Genomic DNA, 21,723 nt, shown 5'->3' with positions numbered 1-21,723 from the left:
AAGGAAGCAAGTTGCGCGCCAGTCCGATCGGACATTTCGGGGGACGCGAGGTCGTGACGGCGCATGGGTGATCACAGCGATTCCCCCATTTCTCGCGCCTGACGCGTCACCACCGCCTGCGGCACGTCATAGGCGCTGAGCGAATCCCAGTGCCGTTCGACATCGGCGCGAAACAGGCCGCGCGTCAGGCCGTGGACCAGCTTTGGAACGGCCGTCGTCATCGCATTGATCGACGATCCCGACGGACCGAAGCTCATGGTCGAGGCGATGGCGAACAGATGGATGTCGGCGATCCACGGCGTCATTCCCTGCTCGCGCTCGGTGAAGGCATAGTCGTCGGCGAGATAGGGAAAGCGGCCGAGCCGTTCGTTGCGTTCGTCTTCCGGCGGCTGGTAGCGGTCGGCCCAGGTCGCGATGTTGCCGGCACATTGGGCGAGCTCGCCGCGGCCGGCAAAGTCCATGTCGATGCCGGTGCCGCAGATGACGAAATCGGCGGTGATGGCGCCGCGCGGCGTCTGGAGTTCAACGCCGTTATCGGTCTTGCGCGCGGCTTCGACCGGCGCGGCCTCGTGCAGTGTGAAGTTGGCGTGACGCGCACAGCGGTCATAGGTCGGCTGCGGAAATCCTTCCCGCATCCCGAGGATCTTGCGCATGAAGCGCCAGCGCCAGGCATCGTCGAGATCGCTGAGATGACGCAGGAAGCCACGAAAGGTCAGCCAGCGATAGGGCTGGATCACCTGGATCTGCGCACGCCGGCACAGCAAGTGCACTTCAGCGGCACCGGCCTCCAGCGCAGTCGCCGCATTGTCGAAAGCGGAGGCGCCGGCACCGACCACGGCGACGCGCTTGCCGCGCAGGCTTTCGAAATCGATGTCGTCGGCGACGGTTGCAACAGAGCTCGCCGGCAGATGCACCAGCTGCTCCGGAATCATCCAACCGCCCATGCCCTCCTGCCCTGTCGCAAGCACGATCTTCCGCGCATAGAGCGTTTCGACCTCTCCTGCCCGTTTCACGCGCGCAGCGAGCAGGCCGTCAGCCGCCGGCGCGATCTCCTTGAGCTCGCAAGCGTTGCGCACCGGCAAGCCGACCGTGCGCCGCAGCCAGAGCAGATACTCCGCCCAATGCTCGCGCGCGATCAGGCCGAGCTCCTTCCAGCTCGCCTTGCCGAAGCGGGCCTCGTGCCAGGACTGGTAGGTCAGGCCGGGGATGTCGAGGTCGGGCCCGGTGTAGTCCTTCGGGCTGCGGAGCGTCGGCATCCGGGCGTAGGTGAGCCACGGGCCCTCCTTGCCCTCTTCGGCCTTGTCGATCAGCAGGATGTTGCTGACGCGCGAGCGCAGCAGGCCGAAGCCGATGGCGATGCCGGACTGGCCGGCGCCGACGATGAGAACATCCAGCGCCGGCTTGCCGTCTGGCCCCGCTTTCGGTTCGAGCCACGCCGCGCCGGGATGCGCGATCCGAGCGAGATCGGCGTGAATGTCGGCTTCGAGCTGGGTCAGCGTCTCACTCATGCGGCGAGCCAGCCTCCGTCGACCACCATCACGGTGCCGGTCGTGAACGACGAGGCATCGCTCGCGAGATGCAGTGCGGTTTGCGCGATCTCCTCAGGCACGCCGAAGCGCTTCATGGCGTGGCGGTTGCGCGAGGCCTCGCGCACTTGCTCGGAATTGGCGTGCCGGGCAAAGCTGCGGCGAAGCATCGGCGTGTCGATTGCGCCGGGCGCGATCGCGTTGACACGGATGCCATCCGTTGCGAAATCCACCGCCATGGTCCGCGTCAGGCTGATGATCGCGCCCTTGGCCGCGATATAGGCGCTGTTGCCCTTGCCGCCGGCAATGGCGAGCTGCGATGCCAGCGTGATGATCGAGCCGCTGTTCTGCCGCTGCATCTGCGGCACCGCAGCCCGCGCCCACAGCCAGGTGCCGCCGACATTGGCGCGGAACACCGCATCCCAGTCGTCCAGGCTCGTGGTCAGCACCGTGCCACCACAGGAGAAGCCAGCCGCGGTCATGAGGATATCGAGCCGACCATGCCGGGCCACGACGTCGCCGACGACGGTTTCGGCGAATGCGCCATCGCCGACGTCGCCGATATGCGTCGTCGCTTCGCCGATAAGGCTCAGCGTTTCCTCGAGGCCCGCGGCGTCACGATCGACCAAAGCAAGGCGCGCGCCCTCCTCCGCGAACAGTTTTGCGCTGGCGCGGCCGATGCCCGAGCCTGCGCCGGTGATGATGGCCGTGCGCCCCTGCAGCCGCATGTCAGATCCCCTCCCTGTGCTGCATCCACCAGGCGCTCATCGCGGCAGCGGAATCCGCACAGCCGAACCGCGCGCGCCAGCCGAATTCGTCGGCCATTCGCGTCACTGAGAGCGGCGCGCGATCGCCCCCATGAAGCTTGATGAAGGTCTTCTCGCCCGGCTCCGCCAGCCGACACTCCAGCCCGGGATGCAGGGCCGCAAAAGCCTCGCCCCATTGCAGCGCCGACCAGGCCGCGCCGCTGGAGATATTGTAGAGCCGATGGCGCGGCCGCTCGGCTTCGATCAGCACAGCCACGGCCTCGGCAGCGTCCAGCGCGTAGGTCCAATCCTTGATGCCTGGCGCCGGCAGCAGCGCCGGTTCGCCGCGAGCGAATGCAGCAAGGATCTGGAACTGGAGGCTGGGCGTATCGCGCACCGAACCTGGCCGCTCCCACGGACCAAATACGGCACTTAAGCGCACACTCAGAAAATCGCCGCCAAACAGCTCGGCATGCCGCGCCGCCGACCGCTCGGAAGTGAACTTGCTGATGGCGTAGAACGAGACGGGATCGCAGGGCGTTTCCTCGTCGAGGATCTGATGACGCTTACCCGCAGCGCCATAGGCTGAGGCCGACGAGAGATTGACAACGCGGCGAACACCATGGTGGATCGCGGCTTGCAGGATCGGGATCTGGGCCATGACGTTGATCTCGAGAACGCGCGCGGGCGATGCCCGTTCGAGGTCATCGCCGGCGGTGACCGCGGCACCCAGTACGATCGCATCGCAGCCCTTTGCAATCAGGGCGTCGATGGTGTCTGTGTCGCTAATATCGCCCTGCACGGCATTTATCCGCGCGCCGTAGTCAGCCAGAGATCTTTGTGCACTCGCCGGCAACGCCGCACGATCATGCAGCGTCACCTCGTGCCCGCGCGCGAGCAGCACCTCGGCGAGATTGAGGCCGACAAACCCGGTGCCGCCGAAGATGACGATCCTCATCGCGCGCGATCCACCGTCACAGCAGCTTTGCTCCGAAATTCCGTTCGGGATCCATGTCGGCGACGAGCCGGCCGGTCGGCCTGGCCGCCTCGCCGCCGCTGCGCGCGAGGAACTTTCCGCTGCCGGCGCTCGCGAGGCACTTGTCGCCCTCGATGATCACGCGGCCGCGCGAAAGCACCGACACCGGCCAACCCTTGAGCTTGCGACCCGCGAACGGCGTGTAGCCGGCAAGGTCGTGCATCATCTCGTCGACGATGGTGACCTCGCGGTTGGGATCCCAGATCGCGATATCGGCGTCGGCGCCGACGGCGATCGAGCCCTTGCGCGGATGCAGGTTGTAGATCTTTGCAGGCGCCGTTGCGGTCAGCTCGACGAATTTCTCCAGGCCCAGCCGACCCTTCGATACCATCGCGTCGAACAACAGCGGCAGCCGCAGCTCCAGGCCCGGCAGGCCGTTGGCGACCTGCTTGAAATTCGGATTGGGGCCGGCGCGCAGCTTGCCGGTCTCGTCATAGCGATACGGCGCGTGGTCCGACGAGATGGTCTGGAGATCGCCGAGCGAGAGCGCCTGCCACAGCGCCTCCTGGTCGGCATGCGAGCGCGGCGGCGGGCTGCACATCCATTTGGCGCCTTCCGCGCCGGGCTTGTCGAGATCAGCGGCGGTCAGGAACAGGTATTGCGGACAGGTCTCGGCAAAGACCTTGAGCCCCTGCCCGCGCGAGTCGCGGATTACCTTGGCGCCTTCGGCTGTCGAGACATGGAAGATCATGATCGGCTGGTCGATCAACGCCGCCATGCCGATCAGCCGGGTGAAGGCCTCGGCTTCCGACACGCGGGCGTGGCTGACGGCGTGGTATTTCGGCATGGTGTAGCCGCGCGACAGCAGCCGCTTCACCATCCAGGCGATGATGCCGTGGTTCTCGGCATGGGCGCATAACATCGCGCCGGACTGGCGCGCCGCGAGCAGGATGTCGAGCAGCGGCTCGTCATCGACCTTGAGGCGGTCATAGGTCATGAAGATCTTGATCGAGGCATGGCCCTGCTTCACCAGCGCGGGAATGTGTTCCTCGACCGTCTCCTTGGTCGCGTCCGCAATGATCATGTGAAAGGCGTAGTCGATCACCGCACCCTTCTTCGCCAGGGCGTGATAGTCCGCGACGACCTCAGGCAGCTTCATGCCGACATGTTGAGCCGCGAACGGAATCACCGTGGTGGTGCCGCCGAAAGCGGCAGAGACGGTCGCGCTCTCGAACGTGTCGGCGTTCATGATGCCGGCGGCCGACAGCTGCTCGATATGGGCGTGGCTGTCGACGCCGCCGGGCAGCACCAGCTTGCCGCGCGCGTCGATCTCGCGCTTTGCGGGCGGAAGCCCGCGGCCGATGGCCGCAATGGTCTCGCCGGAGATGGCGACGTCGGCCTCGAAGACGTCGGTCGTGGTGGCGACGCGGCCGCCGCGGATGATCATGTCGTAAGCGGGTTCAGTCATGAGGCACTCCGTGATAGGCTTGAGGCACGTTCGCTAGATCTCGCAGGAAGTCCATCATGTCCCGGCCACGCATTCTCGTCATCAACCCGAACTCCAACCACAAGGTCACGCAGGGGCTGGAGGACGCGTTGAAGCCGCTCGATTTCGAGGGCGGGCCGGAAGTGGTCTGCCAGACGCTGGCCGAGGGTCCGTTCGGCATTGAAAGCCAGGCGGACGCCGATAGCGTTGCGATCCCGCTGCGAAAGCTGGTCGAAAGCGACAACAGCTCGGCCGCCTTCGTCATCGCCTGCTACAGCGATCCCGGGCTGCAGGTTTGCCGCGAAGGCACCGACCGGCCCGTGTTCGGCATCGCCGAGTGCGGCGTGCTGACGGCGCTTTCCCGCGCGGAGACTTTTGGCGTCATCGCGATCGCCCAGCGCTCGATCCCGCGGCACATGCGCTATCTCAGGCAGATGGGCCTGACCGACCGCTTTTCCGGCGAGCGGCCGCTGAACATGAGCGTCGCCGAAACCGCCTCCGGCGAAGGCACGCTCGCCAAGATGATCGAGGTCGGCCGCGCGCTGCGCGACGAGGACGGCGCCCGTGCCATCGTGATGGGCTGCGCCGGCATGGCCCGCCACCGCCGTGCGCTGGAAGACGCGCTGCGGATTCCCGTCATCGACCCGACACAGGCGGCCGTCAGCATGGCGCTGGGTACGGTGCAGTTCTCGGCTCACTAGGCGTCCTTCAGCTCGTTGGTGTCCTGGCGCGCGAGCCATTGCGCATGGCTCTCGCGGACAAGGGCAAACGTATCCCGCTGCGTGGTGTAGAGATTGCCGAACATGCGGCCAATCGGCCGGTAAGCGTCGAGATCGACATACATGTTGGCGGTGTCGACTAGCCCCTCGCGGGCGTGAACCCGCAAGACCTCGCCGACCAGGAGCTCGCGATCGGGCGAGAAGGTCATCACGACATGGCGCCGGCATTCCAGCGCAAAGGGCGCCGCGGCGAGACGCGGCGCCTTCACGTCGACGGAGGGAAGCGTCGCCAGGCCCGTCGCGGCGACCTCGCTGTCTCCGGAGGGGAAATCGACCGCGCAGTCGTTCATCGCGACCGACAGCGCCTCGTCCACCATGTGCACCACGAACTCGCCGTCGCGATGGATGTTGCGGGTGGTGTCCTTCGGCGAGTGATCCGGCTTGTGCTGCAGGCCGAGCACGATCAGCGCGGGACTTTCGGAGAACACGTTGAAGAAGCTGAAGGGGGCGGCATTCACCGTGCCGTTCTCATCCAGCGTGGTCACCAGCGCGATCGGCCGCGGCACCACCACGCCGCACAGCAGCTTGTAGCGATCGCGCGGATCGAGCTCACGCAAGGAAATGCCTTTGTCGGCCATCGGCGTCACTTCTCCGGCGGCGGCACCGCGCCGGTCTGGCTGGTGATCAGACCGTAATGCTCGATGCGGCGATGCCGGGCGAAATCGAAGATGGTGGTCTTTCCGAAGGAGGTGGCATCGAGGTCACAGGCGTGGACCAGCACCTCGTCGTCCTCGCTCTTGGCTTCGGCGACGATCTCGCCATTGGGATCGACGATCAGGCTGCCGCCGAACAGGGGATGACCGTCCTCGACGCCGGCCTTGGCGACCGCGACCACCCAGGTCGCGTTCTGATAGGCGCCGGCCTGCACCGAGAGGCGGTTGTGGAACAGGCGCTTCTCGATGCCCTCCTCGCTCTTCTCGGCATTCACGGACGGCGTGTTGTAGCCGATCAGAACCATCTCGACGCCCTGCAGGCCCATGACGCGATAGGTCTCGGGCCAGCGGCGGTCGTTGCAGATCGCCATGCCGATGATGCCGCCAAGTTCGCGCCAGACCTTGAAGCCGAGATCGCCCGGCTCGAAGTAACGCTTCTCCAGGTGCTGATGCGAGCGCTTGCTGTCGTATTCCACATGGCCAGGCAGATGCACCTTGCGGTATTTGCCGACGATCCTGCCGGTTTTGTCGGTCAGGATCGCGGTGTTGAAGTGGTGGCCATCGGGCGTCAGCTCGGCATAGCCGAAATTCATCGCCATTCCGTGCTGCGCCGCGCGCTCGAACAGCGGCCTGGTCGCCGCGTTCGGCATTTCGCGCTCGAACCAGATGTCGAACTCGGCGCGGTCCTCGACGTACCAGCGCGGGAAGAACGTCGTCAGCGCCAGCTCGGGATAGACGATCAGGTCGGCACCCTTGCTCTTGGCTTCGTCCATCAGCGCGATCATGCGCTTGACCACCGCCTCGCGGCTGTCGGCTTTCTGAATCGGGCCCATCTGGGCGGCGGCGACATTGACGATGCGCATCAGCGAGTTCCTGGTGATGTCTGGGGGGAAGCGTCGGCTTGCAGGATCTTCCGCGGCGCCGAGCATAACGCGGCTCCGTGCCGATATTCCAGCCAAGCAGCTTTCATGCCGTCCGCCCCCATTCGGCATCCTGCAACAGCCGCCAGTTGATCTTGTTGCTGGCGGTGCGCGGCAGGGACTCGACGAAGACGACGGCGCGCGGCGCCTTGTAGCTCGCCATCGCGCTGCGCGCCCAGCCGACGATGTCGCCCTCCGACGTCGTCGCGCGCGCGGCGTCATCGAGCACCACTAGCGCCTTGACGGTCTCACCGCGATAGCCGTCCGGCGCGGAAACGATGCAGCATTCCCGGATGGCGCGGTTCTGGTACATCGCCGCCTCGACCTCGGCCGGCCACACCTTGAAGCCGCTGACATTGATCATGCGCTTGAGGCGGTCGACGGCGAAGAAATAGCCGTCGGCATCGCGATAGCCGAGATCGCCCGTGCGCAGGAACCGCTTGCCGTCGCGTTCGATGAAGGCTTCGGCATCCGCCTCCGGCCTGTTCCAGTAACCCTGCAGCACCTGCGGCCCGTGCACGATGATCTCGCCGACGACATTGTCGTCGAGCTCGATCAGGCTCTCGGGATCGATCACCCTGGCGTCGGTCTCGTGCACGGCGATGCCGAGGCACTGCCGCTTCGGCGCCGCCATCGGATTGAGGTGCGTCGGAGACATCGTCTCGGTCATGCCGTAGCCCTCGACGAAATCGAGCCCAAACCGCCCCTTCAGCCGTTCCGCGACGGCGGTCGGCATCGCCGCGCCGCCGCCGGTCAGCACCTTGAGCTTCGCAAAACATTTGTCGCGGAAGCTGGCGCTGGCGAGCACATCCACGATCATGGTCGGCGCAGCGTTCCAGAACGTGACGCCATAGGTCTCGAACAAATCCGGCAGCAGATCCTTGTCCCAACGCGCCATCAGCAGCAGCGTGGCGCCGGCGACGATGGCGGCATTCATTGAGCCCTGCATGCCCGCGACATGGAACAGCGGCATGAAGCCGGTCATCACGTCGCTGCCATTGAGCCCATACCAGCGCGCTTGCAACACGGCGGTGAACAGCGCGCTGCGATGGGTGTGCATGCACGCCTTCGGCTTACCCGTCGTGCCGGACGTGTAGGGCAGGATCATGAGATCGTCCGGCCCCGCCTCCATCGCACCCGGCTGCAGGCCCTGCACTATCGCGGGCGACCACGAATACCAGCCCGGCGATGACGGCGGCTCCAACGGTGCCTCGGTCACGCATGATGGCAGCGTGTAGGGCGTCGCTGGAACTTCGTCGCGGTACTGCGCGACAATCGCATGCGTAATCGCCTTCCCCACCAGCGGTGCAAACACATCGCTTAGCTCGCTGCCGATGATCGCAACCCTGGCGCCGCTATCCGCGGCGAGATACGCGATCTCGGCGGTCTTGTTCATGGGATTGACCGGCACGATCACGGCATCCGCCCGCATCGTAGCATAGTAAGCGATGACGTATTGCGGCGAATTCTGCAGCGCGATCATGACGCGGTCGCCGCGCTTCACTCCGCAAACGCCTTGCAGAAAGCCGGCCATGGCATCGACCCGGTCGCGCAGCTCGGCGTAGCTCAGGCTCGCCCCGTAGAACATTGTCGCCGGATGCGTTGGCCGTTCACCTGCAGCGCGCGCCAGCGCGTCGTAGAGCGTCCCCTCCGGCATCGCGAGATGCCAGGGCTCGTCCGCCGGCCAGGCCGGTGACCTCAGGGACTTTGTGTGATTCACCCGCGCTCCTCGTCGGCGATATCAAGACCGTGGTCGAGCGCGTCCAGAAGCTGGTTAGCCTCCCACTCGGAAATCACCAGTGGCGGCGCCAGGAAGAGCGAGGTCTGCTCGCCGCTGGTGCCGATCACGGCGCCGGCTTCCAGCGCGCGCTCCGCGACCCGCGAGGCGATCGGCACCTCGGTGGTGTCGGCGTGCCAGGCCCGCCAGTCCGGGCCGTGCAGCTCCACCGTCCAGTGCAGCCCCTGCCCAGCCACGCGCTGCACGCTCGGATGCTTTTGCGCGATTGCGAGGAGGCGGCGGGTGAACAGCTTCTCCAGACTTTGCACGTGGTCCAGAATCTTGTCCTCACTGACGACCTTCAGATAGGCGCTGACGGCCGCCATGCTGATCGGATGGCCACGCAGCGTGCCGTAGTTCTGCCAGCTCGTGCCCTTCAGCCGCTCGACGATGTCTTTGGACACCACGACAGCGGCCACGGCCGCCGCGCCGCCGCCGAGCGACTTTCCGAGCGTCACGATATCGGGCCGGCTCTGCGCGCCCTGGAACACGAACCAGCGCCCCGCGCGGCCCGCGCCGGTGACGACCTCGTCCGCGATCCAGTAAGAGCCGGCCTGCCGCGCGCAGCGCGCGACCTCGTCCTGATAGGCCCCGTCGTAATAGATGCCGCCTTGGGTGTAGTCGATGATCGTCGCGGCCGTATCCGAGAGCAGGCGCGGGGCGTCCGCGAGATATTCGGTGGGCGGGGTGTTGTTGGCCGGCGCGCCATAGATCGCCCCATCCGGCGCCGGCAGGATCCGCACCGGCGCCATGGGTGCCGGTAGTTTCGAGCCGCCGGCGTGCACCGCAAGGCCACCGTGCCATTGCGGCTGCACCGTCATGCTGCGCGACAGCCCAGTGATGCCGTGATAGGCGCGCTCGCGCGTTGCCAGCGCCGAGCGCTGCGTCAGCGCCTGGCAGAGCGACAGCGCCATGTCGTTGGCCTCGCTACCACTGATGCAGAAGCGCACCGCGCCGACCCAGTCCTCTTCGCCCTTGAAGGCGGTGGTCATCAGATCGTCGGCGGCCTGCTCGCGGCCAACCCAGGTCCACCCTTCATTGACGACGGGCGTATCGGCCGCGCGGCGGATCGCCTCCACCATTGCAGGATGGCGATGGCCGAGGCCGCCGCCGGTGTTGCTGCCGTCGATCAGCTTGCGGCCGTCCGCAAGGTGAAAGTAGACGCCCTCGCCGCCGACCACGGCCATCGGCGCAGCCTCGCCCGCATTCAGCCCGGTTCGCAACAATCTGCTCATCGCCACTGCCTCACTCCGCCGGAACGGCGCCGTAGCCACCGCCACCGCACATCTCGATCGTGACGAGATCGCCTTGCTGCAACACCAGGTTCGACTTGCCGTCGATGGGGACGTTGGCGCCCTGCCGGACCAGCGAGATGCGGCAGGCCTTGCCCGATTCGCCGCCCTGCATGCCCCACGGCGCCATCACCATGCGTTCGACGCAGGCGGTCAGGTGCATCGAGGGCGCCAGGATGCGGTAGGTGCGGACCGAGCCGTCACCGCCGCGATGCGCGCCCGCGCCGCCGGAATTCCGGCGGATGGCCTGCTGCTCGAGCCGGATCGCGTAGTTCGCCTCGATCACCTCGACCGGCGTGTTCGAGGTGTTGGACAGATGCACGCGGGTCGCGGACGTGCCGGCCCGATCGTGCCGCGCGCCTTCGCCACCGCCATGGACTTCATAGAGCATCTTCCACGACCCGTTCGGCCGCGGCTCGGCGAAGAACAGCACACCCGCGGTGGTTGCCCCGCCCGCGGACAGGCGCTCGGGAATGGTGTCCTGCATGGCACGGAAAATCGCATCGACGATGCGCATGGAGGTCTCGTGATTGCCGGCGGCAACGGAGGCGGTCCAGCCGGGCTCGAGGATCGAGCCCGGGCGCGTGATGATGGTCAGCGGCCGCAGCGCGCCGGCATTCTGCTGCATGTCGCGCCCACTCATGATGCGCGCGGCATAGGCGACAGCCGAGCGCGCCATGAAGGGAGTCGTGTTGCAGAAATTTGAGACGCGATCGCAGCTTCCGGAGAGATCGAAGGTCGCCTCATCCCCGCGAATGGTGATCTTCACATGGATGCGCGCCGGCGCGTTGTTTGCGCTGCCGTCGTCGAGATAATCCTCGCCCTCATAGATGCCATCCGGCAGATCGCGCAGCGCTTCCCGCATCTCGATTTCGGAGAGATCGTGCAGACGCGACTGCGCCGCCATGAAGACCGCCTTGCCATGCTCGCGGCAGAGCTCGACGATGCGCTTCTCGCCGGCCTTGGTCGCCGCGATCTGGGCAAGAAGGTCGCCCTCGCAGGATTCGGCATCGCGGACATTGGCCTTGAGCAGCTGCACGATCGGCGTGTTGAGGCCGGCTGCGGTTGCGATCAGTACCGGCGGAATCCGCATCGCCTCCTGGAACGTATCGACCGCCTTGGCGAAATAGCTGCCAGGCCAGGTGCCGCCGATGTCTGGCCAATGCGCGAGGCTGACTGCAAAGGCGACGATCTCGCCGTCGAAGAAGACGGGACGCACGACCTTGACGTCGTTGAGATGATTGCCGCCGAGCGCGCCGACATTGTAGATGACGACGTCGCCGTCGTTCAGGCCATCGCGCGGCATCACCTTCAAGAGTTCGGGGATGGTGTAGGCCATCGCGCCGAGATGAATCGGAATGTCGCGGCCCTGTCCGACCAGGCCGCCGTGGCCGTCGGTGATCGCCGACGAGAGGTCGCCGGCCTCGCGCAAGAGCGGCGAGCGCGCCGAGCGCGTCATGACGAGGCTCATCTCCTCGGCCGCGGCGGAGAGCCCGTGCCTGATGACCTCGACGACGAACGGATCGAGCTTCATGCCGCCCTCCGCGTCAGGAACAAATTGCCTGATGTATCGGGCTTTGCCTGCCAGCCCGGCGGCACCACCACTGTCGACCAGGCGTCTTCGATGATGGCGGGACCATTGATGGTCTCGGTGAGCGAGGCGCGGTCGACGATCTCGGTTGCGATATCGTGGAAGCCGTCGAACGAGCAGGTGCGCGTGCTCATAGACACTGCCCTCGCCGCAGTCGCCGGCCGGCTGACAATTGTCGTCGACGGGCGACGCGCCTGCACCCGCACCGATTCGATGACGCAGGGCTCGCCGGTCGCATAGCCGAACAGCTCATGATGCCGCGTCAGGAAGTCCTGCTTCAGCCTGGCGACGTCGAGCGGCAGCGTGAAGGATACCGGAATGGCGTCGTTCTGCGCCGCGTAGCGCATCAAGGCCACCGGCTCGACCTGGATCTCGGCCTTCGCAACATTGTTGGCGAGAAGCGGCGCCGAGGCATCGGCAATCAGGGCCTCGATCCGTTCCGAGACGCGCGCGAGATCGATGCCGTCAAGGGCGGCGCGAAGGGTCTGCTGCTGCAGGAAGCTGAAATCGGCGGTGAGGCAGCCCAGCGCCGAGAATGCGCTCGAGGCACTGGGCACGACCACCTCCGCAATGCCGTAGAGATCGGCAAGGCCCGCGGCATGCATCGGGCCGCCGCCGCCGAAGGCCAGCAGCGTGCAATCGCGCCCGTCGATCCCGCGCTCGACCGTGACGCGGCGGAGCGCGCGGGCCATGGTCGCGTTCGCGACCTTGATGATGCCGAGCGCCGTCTCCGTCAGGCTCAGCCCGAGCGCGCGGGCAATCGGCGCGATGACGCGCTTTGCGGCCGCGATGTCGATGCCGATGCGGTCGCCAAGCTTGGTCTCAGGATTGAGATAGCCGAGCACCGCATTGGCATCGGTGATGGTCGGCTCCGTGCCGCCGCGGCCATAGCAGGCCGGGCCCGGCTCGGAGCCGGCGCTCTCCGGCCCGACCGTCAGCCCGCCGGGACCGTTGCGCACGATCGATCCACCGCCGGCGCCGATCGAATGCACCGCGAGCATCGGCTGGCGCAGCGGCTTGTCGCCGAGCATGCGGCCGTCGGTCATCTCGGCCTGGCCGTCGACGATCAGGCACACATCCGTCGTGGTGCCGCCCATGTCGAAGGTCAGCATCCGCGCGCAGCCGAGCTGGCGCGCAATGCTGACCGACGCCGAGACGCCGGCCGCCGGGCCCGACATCGCCATCACCAGCGGACGCTGCTTCACCGCCGAAATCGGCACCATGGCGCCGGCGGAGTGAAACACCTGCAGGCCGGGCCCGATCGGCAGCCGCTGCTCCAGCTCGCTGAGATATTCCACCGCGATCGGCATCGCGGCCGCGTTGAACACGGTCGCCGAGGTTCGCTCATATTCGCGCGCCTCGGGATTGACCTCGTGTGAGAGCGAGACGTGAGCGACCACATCCTTGAGCCGCTCGCCCAGCATCTTTTCATGCACCGGATTGGCATAAGCGTGAAGGAGCGCGACTGCGACGCTCTGCACGCCGGTCCCCTTCAGCCACGCCACCAGGCGTTCGACCTCCGCTTCCTCGAGCGCCTTCAGCACCCGCCCCTCATGATCGAGGCGCTCGGCGAGCCCAAAGCAGCGTTCAGGCGGCACCAAAGGCGGTGATTTCGGCGGAATGTCGAGCCGGTAGAGGTCTCGGCGGCGATAGCGAGCGATCTCGAGCACGTCGGCAAAGCCTTCGGTCGCGACCAGCGCCACCTTCGGCAGCCGGTTCTCGACGATCGCGTTGGTCACGCGCGTGGTGCCGTGGACGAAGCGCTTCACCTCGCTCTTGCGCAGGCCGACCGCCTCGATCGCCTCCAGCATCGCTTGCACCGGTGCGTCGGGGCGCGACGGCACCTTCGCAATCCGCGCTTCCGCGGAATCGCGTCGGATCGCGATGATGTCGGTGAAGGTGCCACCGATATCGGTGCCGACCTCCCAATGATTGCCGGGATCGCTCATCTGCACAATCAGCTACGCGTGACGTTCATCATCATTCCCTGTCATGCCATCACGTGCGAGCGTGCGACAGAGCGATGGCCGCGGGATAGGGTCAGAGTTGTCGCAAACCAAAGCGCTAGCAAGCCACCGGCCTTGCGCGGCGCAGCATCGGCTGCACGTTTCCGTGCAGCGCTGCTCGCGCAGAGAGCAGAAGGCCGCGAAGTCAAAATGTGCAGCGCACCCTTGGATTCTCCGAGGCAAATAGAAGCGCCCGTTGCACTGCAATCGGATCGCACAAGGCCGTTTGTCTAATTTGCAGGCGATCGGTCGGCGGTGCGGGAGATAGCACTGACCAAGAGCTATGCACGCAGGTCGGCTCAGCCTCTCTTTATTGTACGGTCGGTAAGCGAGGACATCACCGGCCGCTGGTGGATAACCCGGCGCGCCGAACGGGTCGCGCCGGGTACGGAGATTTCGCGACTGGCTATGCGCTCGCCAGCCATGCCCGCAAGCGCCGCCAACCGATGACGATGCCGGTGATGGAGAACATCAGCCCGAGCGTACAGAGCCCGACAATGAGAGCGTCACGCAGCCGCGCATGAGCCAGCAGAATCGGGAAATCAAGCGTGTGCAGCGCACTGTAAAGCCAGCGATAGGCGCGGCGCGACGGGTCCAGCCTTTGCAGCAGCTTGCCATCGGCGGCATCGACATCGAACCAGAGATCGCCGCAGGTCGTCCGGTAGACAGGAGCCCCCGGAAGTGCGGATTGCGCCGGATAGCCGTCGTTGCCGGCGAGCAGGAACGGTGCGGCACAGCCGGTGCCAAGGCGCGCCGTCAGGTCGCCGATGTCCTGCCTATCCAGGTATGACGCCGGTCCATCGCGCGGCGCGTCCCCTGCCCTGATCAACGCCTGACGGCCGAGACCAACCCGGTCGCGCCGATAGACATGGCCGTTGAAGGCGAACCATTCGACCTCGCGGGCCAACGGCGATATTGGCTGCGGATCGAGCGACGACGCGTCTCGCCAATCCGGGGCGGCATCGACCACGCCGGCCTCTGTCGGAGTCAGTTGCCCGCGCGAGAACAGGCGGCCGTGATCCATCGACAGCCAGCCGCTGAAGATCCAGGTCAGCACAAACACGGTCGCGACGAGACCGATGATGTGATGCAGGGCGTGCCAGCCACGATAGGGCGACGAGAGCTGGCGTCCCCGTATCTTCACACGCACGATTCCGAGCACCGCACCAAGCAATGCCGCGATTAGGGCCAGCAGCGACAGCGTCCAGACCACGCCATCCCACAGCGCCCAGCTGCTGCGCAGAATTGTCGGATAGATCCAGTGCAGCACGCTGCCGGCCCAGTTCCACGCGCGCTCGCTGCGCGTCGTATCCAGGACGACTTCGCCGGTCAGCGACGAAACGTAGACCTCCGTTCCAGGGGCATCGCCGAGAGCGGCGCGAGACAAGGGGCGATGCCGATCAAAACCGTTCGGCACGCTCCACTGATCGTAGTCCGACTGCGCGACGATCGCGGCGCGCGGCGCGTCGAGCTCGCGCTGACGTGAATAAGCTTGCACGATGGTGAGCGCGACATCGGCTGATGTCACCGACGCGTCTCCTCCATCGGAGGCGCGAACCGCTCGCGAACCTGTGGAGCCCGAGACGACGTAGACCGGTCCATCGCTCCGCTGGATCAGCCGAACACGCGTGGCATCGGCAATCCCGCTCGCCGCAACGGCGTCCGCGACCGAGATCCTCGTCCCGTCGCGATCGACCGGCACAAGTCCGGCAAATCGCTCCGCTTCCGTCAGCGACGGAAACGGGACGAAGTGCATGACGATCCCGCTCGCGAACCACATCGCGAACAGCAGGCAGAACGCGATGCCGAGCCAGCGATGCGTGAGGACGATCGCGCCCATCATGCGCTCAGGGCCTCACCATTTGAACGCGGCCGAGATCTCGTAGGTGCGCGGCGCGCCCAGGAGGATCTGGTCCGGATAGAACGGATCGCCCCAGATCGCATAGCGCTTATCAGTGATGTTGCGGACGCGGAAGGTCAGGCGGGCCTGGTCGACCGCATTGAACGCCGTCTTGGGGATGTCGACGAAGGCGTAGACGTCGGCCACGGTGTAAGCCTTCATCGTCACGACGTTGGCGTCGGTGTTGTAGCGGTCGCCGACATGACGGCCGGTGATGCCAAGCTCCACCGGCCATGGTGTGAAGAAGCGATACGACGCGCCGGCATTGGCGACGATACGCGGCACGTTTGGCGGCGTGTTGCCGGAGAACGAGCCGCCGGCAAAATTGTAGTCGGCATAGCGCGCATCGACATAGGCGATGTTGCCCCACAGCCGCAGCGGCTCGATCGGGCGTATCGAGGCGGCAAGCTCGACGCCTTTCGACTCCTGACGTCCGGCGATGTTGAGTTGCATGCCGCCGGCGGCCGCATAGACGTTCTTGCGCAGGATGTCATAGGCCGAGAACGACCACTCCGCCCGATTGTCCCAGAACAGGTGCTTGACACCGGTCTCATAGGTGCGCGCGGTGGTCAGATCGAGCGGCTGGGTGGGCGAGAGCAGGAAGATGTTGTTGGCTGCGACGTCGGCGCCGGTGGCGTATTGGCTGAAGAAGGTGAGGCCGGGAACGGCCTCCCAGGTGTAGCCGATGCGGCCCGTCACCGGCGCCCAGTCTTTCCTGAATGGAAAGCCCGTCTTCACGATCCCGTTCTTGTCGGTCGAATTGCGGTCGAGCCCGATGTGCTCGACACGAAGACCGCCGATCAGCGCGAAGCTGCGCGTCAGCTTGAGCCTGTCCTCGAATGACAGCGCCTCGTTGTCGATGCGCGCGGTCTGCTGCTGTGTCGTGAGCAAGCCGTAGAAACCGCGGTTGGGGTCGACCAGCGAAACGGAATCGCCGGGAAAGTTTGCCGCACCGGGCCTGACGAAATCGAGATAGCTCGACGACAGCGTCGTCACGAGCCGATTGTCGAAGCCCGCAATATTTGTATCCCAGATCAGGTCTGTGATGTTGCCGACCAGCCGCTGGCTGTGGGCGACATAGAAACGCTCGCGATCGACCAGGTTCGTGGTGGAATTGAACGCCTCGATCTCGTTGTTGAACCAGGTTCGTTCCGCGCCATAGCCATAGGCCTGACTTTTCAACGTGAGGTCAGGCGCGAGCTTCAGCTCGAAGCCGCCACGCAGCCACACTTCCTGCGCCACGTTGCGGTTGTCGAGAACGTTGTAATTGGTGTTGAAGGTGCGGTCGTCGATGGTGACGGCACCGAGATTCGTTCCGTTGTAATTCGAGACGTAATTGCCGGAGACGATCCCCGTCGTCGCGTGCGAGCCGCTGAAGGCGACCGGCACCAGCGGCGCGCCCCAATAGGCCTTCGAGCGGTCTTCACGATATTCGACCGCACCCCAGATCCTGAGGCTGTCGGAAACACGGTAGTTGAGCTGGCCGGACGTGCCGAACGTCTTGACGTTGGTGTCATCGGCAAAGCCATTGAGGGCGGAACGGCTGATGTCGAAGCGATAGTCCAGGCCTTGCACATTGGTGCTGCCGCCGGAGCCGTAATGGGCACGGAACGAGTTCAGCGAGTCCCAGGAGAAATCGGCTTCGTTGCTGACAGCTCCGGTGTGCGGCTGCTTGGTGACGAAGTTGATCGCACCGCCCGCGGCGCCCTCGCCCGAAATCAGCGAGGCCGGGCCCTTGAGGAATTCCACAGCCTCCAGATTGGCGGTATCCACGATCCGCGAGGTCATGTTCTGCGGACCGATCTTGATGCCGTTGTAGAGCGTGTTGATCTGGCTGTTGGTGAAGCCGCGCATGGAGAAGGCCGAAGGTTCGGCCGGGTTGTCGCCGGAGGTGACGCCGACGGCGCCCTGCGCCACCTCGGACACGGTGCGATAGCCCTGCTCGCGCATGGTTTCGGCGGAGATCACCTCCACCGTTGCGGGCGTTTGCCGCACGGTCAGCCCGAGTCGCGAGGCGCTTTCGGCAACTGCATTGGTGTTGAGGGGCGTTTGCGCCGTCGCAGCCGGCACGACGGGCTTTGGCGCTGCGGGTGCAGCCGCCGGTCTGCGCGCTGCCGCGCGACGCGGGCCTTGCGCTGCTCCTGCCGGTTCGGCCGGCCTGCGCGCTTGGGCGGGCGACACCTCGACCGGTGGCAGGGACTCTCGGACCTGCTGCGCCAGAGCGGCAGGCAGATCAAGAACGGCAAAGGTCGTGAACGCGGCGGAAGCCAGCAGGACGCTACCCGGTGGTGCGATACGGATGGAAGACACGGCAAAAACCTCGGTATGACGTCAGTGGCACGTCACAGCGAACGAGGTCCCATCTCTGGCCTTGCGGCCGTCCGATGAAGCCGAATGTCTGTACTCCCCGACCGACATCTTCGCGTGTGACCACGGCTGACGGCAGGTCTCCTGGCTCGCGGGTCGATCACCGCTTCGTCGCCTTCCCGGGACCGAGGACCCAGTGGCTTGTGACGAAGGATTATCCGCTCACAGTTGCGGGGGCAGCCACGGCATTGGGGGCAAGACCCCGCACCGCATTCCCTTTTCATTCCCTCTCGGGAAAACCGTCGCGAGCATCTAGGATTACCATCAAGACAGAGTCAATGTGCCAGTTGCGGCGTTGTGGCCACATTGGCCAACTTCCTTGGAGATGAGCATGGAAGGCGAGACCTTCCTTTGGCTGATACGGCATGCGCCCGTCCGCGGCATCGCGGGGACGATCCATGCCGCCGATGCGGCGGCCGATCTCGGCGATCACACGGCGTTGGCGGCTCTGCGGACGCGCTTGCCGCCGGATGCCGCCGGCTATGCCAGTCCGTCGCGCCGCACGGTCGAGACGGCGCGTGCGCTGGGGCTCGAGCCGGAGCTGGTGAGCGAATTCCGCGAGCAGGATTTCGGCGACTGGACCGGCCACCGCCACGACGAGCTCGCCGCGACCGGTGGCGAGGCTTATGCGCAATTCTGGCGCGATCCCGCGCGCGGACGGCCGCCGAACGGCGAGAGCTTTGCGGATCAGGTCGCGCGCGTTCGGCAAGGCCTGTCGCAGATTGGCGCAGGCTCCGCAGCGCTGATCGTGCATTCCGGCACCATCCGCGCAGCGCTCTGCATCGCGCTCGATCTCACACCGGAAGCCGCGCTGCGTTTCGTGATCGATCCGCTGTCGCTGACCCGGATCGACCGCCTCGCGAGCGGCTGGCGCGTCGTGTCGGTCAACCAGAGCGTGGCTTGAGCCGCGTCAAGAAGACCGATCCGGCACATTGGCCTGCGCGAACGTCGCCATGCCGTTGTGGAGGCTGCATGCGAGGCGCACCAGCGGCAGCGCGATGGCGGCGCCCGATCCCTCGCCGAGCCTGAGATCGAGGCTGATCAGCGGCTGCACGTTCAGCGCGCGCAGCACCAGCCGATGTCCCTGCTCTGCCGATTGATGCGAGGGCAGCAGGAACGGCTGGCAGGAGGGATTGAGGCGCGTTGCCGCCAAGGCCGCCACCGACACGATGAAGCCGTCGATCAGCACGGGGATGCGGCGCTGCGCGGCCGCAATGATCGCGCCCGAGATCGCAGCGATCTCGAGACCGCCGACCGCGCACAGGATCTTTTCCGGCGAAGCGCCCGCGATGCCGTGTTGCGCGATCGCCGCGTCGATCACACGCGCCTTGTGCGCGCGGCCGGCTGCATCGACGCCGGTGCCGCTGCCCGCGATCTCCTCGGCGCTCACGCCGAGCAGGCTCGCGGCGATCGCCGCCGATGCCGTGGTGTTGCCGATGCCCATCTCGCCGAAGATCAGGAGATCGGGCTGGTCGTTCGCCGCGCGCGCGACCGCGCGCTGGCCGGCCTCGAAGGCGAACGCCAGCTCCGCGGGCGTGAGCGCAGCCTCGACGCTGAAATCGCGCGTGCCGCAGCGCGGCTTATCGGTGACGATTCCCGCGATCTGCGCCTCGGCCAGCGTGCCGGCGTCGACCACCTCGAGGCTCGAACCCAGCTCGCGCGCCAGCACCGAGATCGCGGCGCCACCGGCGGCAAAATTCGCCATCATCGCGATGGTGACGGCTTGCGGATAGGCCGACACGCCCTGCGCGACGATGCCGTGGTCGCCGGCGAAGATGATGATCGGCACCCGCGCGGCGCGCGGCTGCTCGGTGGCCTGCAAGCCCGCAAGCTCGATTGCGAGCTGCTCGAGCCGGCCGAGCGCACCGGTCGGCTTCGTCAGTTGCGCCTGCCGCGCAATGGCCGCCTCACGATGAACAGCGGAGACCTCTGGGCAGTTCTGGGTAACCCATTCGGGAAGCATGCTGCTCAACGCCTGCGTTTGATGATGTAGCTGTCCATGATCCAGCCGTGCCGCTCGCGTGCGTCCTGCCGCACGGCGGCAATGCGCGCGCCCAGTTCAGCCAGCGCGCCGGACATGATGATCTGATCGGGCATGCCGAGATAGGCACCCCACCAGATCTGCAGGCCTTCTGGATCCAGCGATTGGAACGCCGTGCCGCCATCGAGCATCACGACGACGGTGTCGACGCCCTGCGGCCAGCCGCCTTCGCGCAAGCGCCGCCCTGTCGTGACCAGGAACGGCTCGCCGATGTCGTTGAGCGGCAGCGCATGCGCCGCGCACAGCGCCTGGATCGAGGTGATCCCCGGCACGACCTCGATTGTCGGCAATGGATCGAGCCGCCGCGCAATGCGCAGCGAAGAATCATAGAGCGAAGGATCGCCCCAGATCAGCAGCGCGACCTTGCCCTCATCTTCGAGATGCCCAGCGATCGTCTGCGACCAAATCGCGGCCACCGCATCGTGCCAATCGTCGACGCCCTTGCGGTAGTCCGCCTCGGTCGCATCGCGCACGGGAAGATCGAATTCGGCGATGCGCGTCGTTTTGTTGGTGAGCACACCGGCGCAGATCGTTCGCCTGAGATCTGCGAGATCGGATTTCGCCGTTCCCTTGCGCGGGATCAGGATGAGATCGGCGGCGTTGATGGCGTCAACGGCGGCGCGCGTGAGCTGCGCAGAATCGCCGCAACCGATGCCGATCAGGGAGAGCGTTAGCATCGCGAGCGCGATGGGCGGCCACACCGGCGGCCCATCGCTGATCTCTTACGCCGCGTTGTGCAGGCGCGGGGTGACGAGGCCGGGCGCGGTGACGCCGCGCAGTGACTTCGCCAGCGCCAGCACCGCGAGATCGGCGAGCGGTTCGATCACGATCACCAGCGCATAAGCGGCAGCGAACGTCCCGACGCTGGCGAGATTGCTCATCGCAAAGCCGGAGCCATAGAGCGCCCAGAACGCCACCCATGCGATCACGCCGGCCTGGTAGGTCGTCGAAAGCGCCAGCGCCTGACCGTATTTCAAATCGACATAGGCGGTGTTGCGAGGGATGATCCGCGTGGCGATCGCCTGGATCGCGAACAGCGGCACCAGCAGCGTGGTGACGTTCATGCCGTATTGCGGCAGATCGACTGGCTCCAGCAGCATGCCCTGAAGCAGCAGGCCAAATGCAAGGCCGAAGGCGGCGGGCGCAGCACCAAAGAGCAGGAACAAGGTCGAGCCGAGGATGAAGTGCACCTCTGATACCCCAACCGGAAAGTGCGGCAGGATCTCGAAGAAGACGAAGACGAGAGCGGTGGTGGCCAGTGTCCGCGCCGCGAACGAGCCGGCGCCCTGCTCGCGCACGGTTTCGACCGCGAGCTTCAAGGCAACGCCGCCTGCCGCGATGCCGGTTGCGTAACTCAACACGAGCTTGGCGCCCGTCACGATCCCGGGTTCGATATGCATGGCTCAATTCCTTTCCGCCGTCACACCCGACGGCCTTGGCCTCAATACGTGCACGGCCGGTCTCCTGGCTCGCGGTTCACTGGGTTCTCCGGCCTTCCCGGACCTTGCGGTCCAGTGGCGGTTCGGAGGCCCTCACCGCTTACAGTCGCGGGGGCGGCTGGGGTTTTGGGCGCCGCAACTGGGTCCGCCCATCCCCATTCCCGATTATGCTCCGGCGCTTTGCGCCGCGTCGAGCACCATGCCGCTCTTGTGTGCCCCTTTCG

General features: G+C 66.1%; 17 protein-coding genes and 2 riboswitches. Of the genes, 2 read left to right on the top strand and 15 right to left on the bottom strand.

The window, feature by feature from the left end; all coding sequences use genetic code 11:
* Positions 1 to 71: 71 nt before the first annotated feature.
* The 4 genes from I6F12_RS05625 to hydA are packed head-to-tail and all read right to left on the bottom strand — an operon-like array spanning position 72 to position 4,716.
* Positions 72 to 1,508, bottom strand: coding sequence for an NAD(P)/FAD-dependent oxidoreductase (locus I6F12_RS05625; RefSeq protein WP_225155687.1), 1,437 nt, complete (start codon positions 1,506 to 1,508; stop codon positions 72 to 74).
* The gene (locus I6F12_RS05620) at positions 1,505 to 2,254 is read right to left on the bottom strand and encodes an SDR family oxidoreductase (protein WP_036023565.1); all 750 of its coding nucleotides are present in this window, start codon (positions 2,252 to 2,254) and stop codon (positions 1,505 to 1,507) included. Before I6F12_RS05620 ends, I6F12_RS05625 begins: the two co-directional genes overlap by 4 nt.
* Before the next feature lies 1 nt (position 2,255).
* Positions 2,256 to 3,230 (bottom strand): NAD(P)-dependent oxidoreductase, encoded by a 975-nt coding sequence (locus I6F12_RS05615; RefSeq protein ID WP_109144275.1) that lies wholly within the window; start codon positions 3,228 to 3,230, stop codon positions 2,256 to 2,258.
* A gap of 16 nt (positions 3,231 to 3,246) precedes the next feature.
* Positions 3,247 to 4,716: a dihydropyrimidinase gene (hydA, locus tag I6F12_RS05610; RefSeq protein WP_225155686.1), complete on the bottom strand. Its 1,470-nt coding sequence runs from the start codon at positions 4,714 to 4,716 to the stop codon at positions 3,247 to 3,249.
* Positions 4,717 to 4,772: 56 nt separating this feature from the next.
* On the opposite strand from hydA, the gene I6F12_RS05605 reads away from it, so the two are divergent.
* Entirely contained in the window at positions 4,773 to 5,435 is a 663-nt protein-coding gene (locus I6F12_RS05605; protein WP_036023560.1) for an aspartate/glutamate racemase family protein, read from the top strand.
* On the opposite strand, the gene I6F12_RS05600 is transcribed toward I6F12_RS05605, so the two are convergent.
* From I6F12_RS05600 to I6F12_RS05565, 8 genes are all read right to left on the bottom strand, one after another.
* Positions 5,432 to 6,091, bottom strand: a complete 660-nt coding sequence (locus I6F12_RS05600; protein WP_225155685.1) for a flavin reductase family protein — start codon at positions 6,089 to 6,091, stop codon at positions 5,432 to 5,434. The two genes, I6F12_RS05605 and I6F12_RS05600, sit on opposite strands and share 4 nt — an antisense overlap.
* Positions 6,092 to 6,096: 5 nt before the next feature.
* Positions 6,097 to 7,029 carry an N-carbamoyl-D-amino-acid hydrolase gene (locus I6F12_RS05595; RefSeq protein ID WP_225155684.1) on the bottom strand — a complete coding sequence of 311 codons (933 nt, stop codon included), beginning with the start codon at positions 7,027 to 7,029 and terminating at the stop codon, positions 6,097 to 6,099.
* A gap of 103 nt (positions 7,030 to 7,132) precedes the next feature.
* A complete protein-coding gene (locus I6F12_RS05590; protein WP_225155683.1) occupies positions 7,133 to 8,806 on the bottom strand; it encodes a long-chain-fatty-acid--CoA ligase in 1,674 nt (557 codons plus the stop codon).
* On the bottom strand, positions 8,803 to 10,098 hold the full coding sequence (locus I6F12_RS05585) for an aminotransferase class III-fold pyridoxal phosphate-dependent enzyme (RefSeq protein ID WP_225155682.1): 1,296 nt from the start codon (positions 10,096 to 10,098) through the stop codon (positions 8,803 to 8,805). The genes I6F12_RS05590 and I6F12_RS05585 overlap by 4 nt, the downstream gene beginning before the upstream one ends.
* A gap of 10 nt (positions 10,099 to 10,108) precedes the next feature.
* Positions 10,109 to 11,689 (bottom strand): hydantoinase B/oxoprolinase family protein, encoded by a 1,581-nt coding sequence (locus I6F12_RS05580; protein ID WP_225155681.1) that lies wholly within the window; start codon positions 11,687 to 11,689, stop codon positions 10,109 to 10,111.
* Entirely contained in the window at positions 11,686 to 13,695 is a 2,010-nt protein-coding gene (locus I6F12_RS05575; protein ID WP_225155680.1) for a hydantoinase/oxoprolinase family protein, read from the bottom strand. The genes I6F12_RS05580 and I6F12_RS05575 overlap by 4 nt, the downstream gene beginning before the upstream one ends.
* A 463-nt stretch (positions 13,696 to 14,158) precedes the next feature.
* Complete coding sequence (locus I6F12_RS05570; RefSeq protein ID WP_225155679.1) at positions 14,159 to 15,595, bottom strand: PepSY domain-containing protein; 1,437 nt, start codon at positions 15,593 to 15,595, stop codon at positions 14,159 to 14,161.
* 12 nt (positions 15,596 to 15,607) lie between these two features.
* Entirely contained in the window at positions 15,608 to 17,962 is a 2,355-nt protein-coding gene (locus I6F12_RS05565; RefSeq protein ID WP_225155678.1) for a TonB-dependent receptor, read from the bottom strand.
* A 113-nt stretch (positions 17,963 to 18,075) separates the two neighbouring features.
* Positions 18,076 to 18,278: riboswitch (cobalamin riboswitch) on the bottom strand.
* A gap of 72 nt (positions 18,279 to 18,350) precedes the next feature.
* Between I6F12_RS05565 and I6F12_RS05560 the strand changes: the two genes are divergently transcribed.
* Positions 18,351 to 18,923 carry a histidine phosphatase family protein gene (locus tag I6F12_RS05560; protein ID WP_057030095.1) on the top strand — a complete coding sequence of 191 codons (573 nt, stop codon included), beginning with the start codon at positions 18,351 to 18,353 and terminating at the stop codon, positions 18,921 to 18,923.
* A gap of 6 nt (positions 18,924 to 18,929) precedes the next feature.
* Here the strand turns inward: I6F12_RS05560 and cobT are convergent, their stop codons facing one another.
* From cobT to I6F12_RS05545, 3 genes are read right to left on the bottom strand one after another with little or no spacing between them, the layout of a single operon-like run.
* A complete protein-coding gene (gene cobT, locus I6F12_RS05555) occupies positions 18,930 to 19,982 on the bottom strand; it encodes a nicotinate-nucleotide--dimethylbenzimidazole phosphoribosyltransferase (RefSeq protein WP_225155677.1) in 1,053 nt (350 codons plus the stop codon).
* 5 nt (positions 19,983 to 19,987) lie between these two features.
* Positions 19,988 to 20,737, bottom strand: a complete 750-nt coding sequence (gene cobF, locus I6F12_RS05550; RefSeq protein ID WP_225155676.1) for a precorrin-6A synthase (deacetylating) — start codon at positions 20,735 to 20,737, stop codon at positions 19,988 to 19,990.
* A 45-nt stretch (positions 20,738 to 20,782) separates the two neighbouring features.
* Complete coding sequence (locus tag I6F12_RS05545) at positions 20,783 to 21,460, bottom strand: energy-coupling factor ABC transporter permease (protein WP_225111828.1); 678 nt, start codon at positions 21,458 to 21,460, stop codon at positions 20,783 to 20,785.
* A 36-nt stretch (positions 21,461 to 21,496) separates the two neighbouring features.
* Positions 21,497 to 21,716, bottom strand: a riboswitch (cobalamin riboswitch).
* Positions 21,717 to 21,723: the final 7 nt, after the last annotated feature.

The sequence above is a fragment of the Bradyrhizobium sp. IC4059 genome, from assembly GCF_020193615.1.
Lineage (GTDB): Bacteria > Pseudomonadota > Alphaproteobacteria > Rhizobiales > Xanthobacteraceae > Bradyrhizobium > Bradyrhizobium yuanmingense.
The sequence above is the reverse complement of the archived record's forward strand: the minus strand, read 5'-3'. Positions and strand labels throughout refer to the sequence as shown.

Coding starts and splice junctions, on each gene's coding strand:
- I6F12_RS05625 (WP_225155687.1), bottom strand. CDS start 1,508: ATGAGTGAGACGCTGACCCAGCTCGAAGCCGACATTCACGCCGATCTC.
- I6F12_RS05620 (WP_036023565.1), bottom strand. CDS start 2,254: ATGCGGCTGCAGGGGCGCACGGCCATCATCACCGGCGCAGGCTCGGGC.
- I6F12_RS05615 (WP_109144275.1), bottom strand. CDS start 3,230: ATGAGGATCGTCATCTTCGGCGGCACCGGGTTTGTCGGCCTCAATCTC.
- hydA (WP_225155686.1), bottom strand. CDS start 4,716: ATGACTGAACCCGCTTACGACATGATCATCCGCGGCGGCCGCGTCGCC.
- I6F12_RS05605 (WP_036023560.1), top strand. CDS start 4,773: ATGTCCCGGCCACGCATTCTCGTCATCAACCCGAACTCCAACCACAAG.
- I6F12_RS05600 (WP_225155685.1), bottom strand. CDS start 6,091: ATGGCCGACAAAGGCATTTCCTTGCGTGAGCTCGATCCGCGCGATCGC.
- I6F12_RS05595 (WP_225155684.1), bottom strand. CDS start 7,029: ATGCGCATCGTCAATGTCGCCGCCGCCCAGATGGGCCCGATTCAGAAA.
- I6F12_RS05585 (WP_225155682.1), bottom strand. CDS start 10,098: ATGAGCAGATTGTTGCGAACCGGGCTGAATGCGGGCGAGGCTGCGCCG.
- I6F12_RS05580 (WP_225155681.1), bottom strand. CDS start 11,689: ATGAAGCTCGATCCGTTCGTCGTCGAGGTCATCAGGCACGGGCTCTCC.
- I6F12_RS05575 (WP_225155680.1), bottom strand. CDS start 13,695: ATGAGCGATCCCGGCAATCATTGGGAGGTCGGCACCGATATCGGTGGC.
- I6F12_RS05570 (WP_225155679.1), bottom strand. CDS start 15,595: ATGATGGGCGCGATCGTCCTCACGCATCGCTGGCTCGGCATCGCGTTC.
- I6F12_RS05560 (WP_057030095.1), top strand. CDS start 18,351: ATGGAAGGCGAGACCTTCCTTTGGCTGATACGGCATGCGCCCGTCCGC.
- cobT (WP_225155677.1), bottom strand. CDS start 19,982: ATGCTTCCCGAATGGGTTACCCAGAACTGCCCAGAGGTCTCCGCTGTT.
- cobF (WP_225155676.1), bottom strand. CDS start 20,737: ATGCTAACGCTCTCCCTGATCGGCATCGGTTGCGGCGATTCTGCGCAG.
- I6F12_RS05545 (WP_225111828.1), bottom strand. CDS start 21,460: ATGCATATCGAACCCGGGATCGTGACGGGCGCCAAGCTCGTGTTGAGT.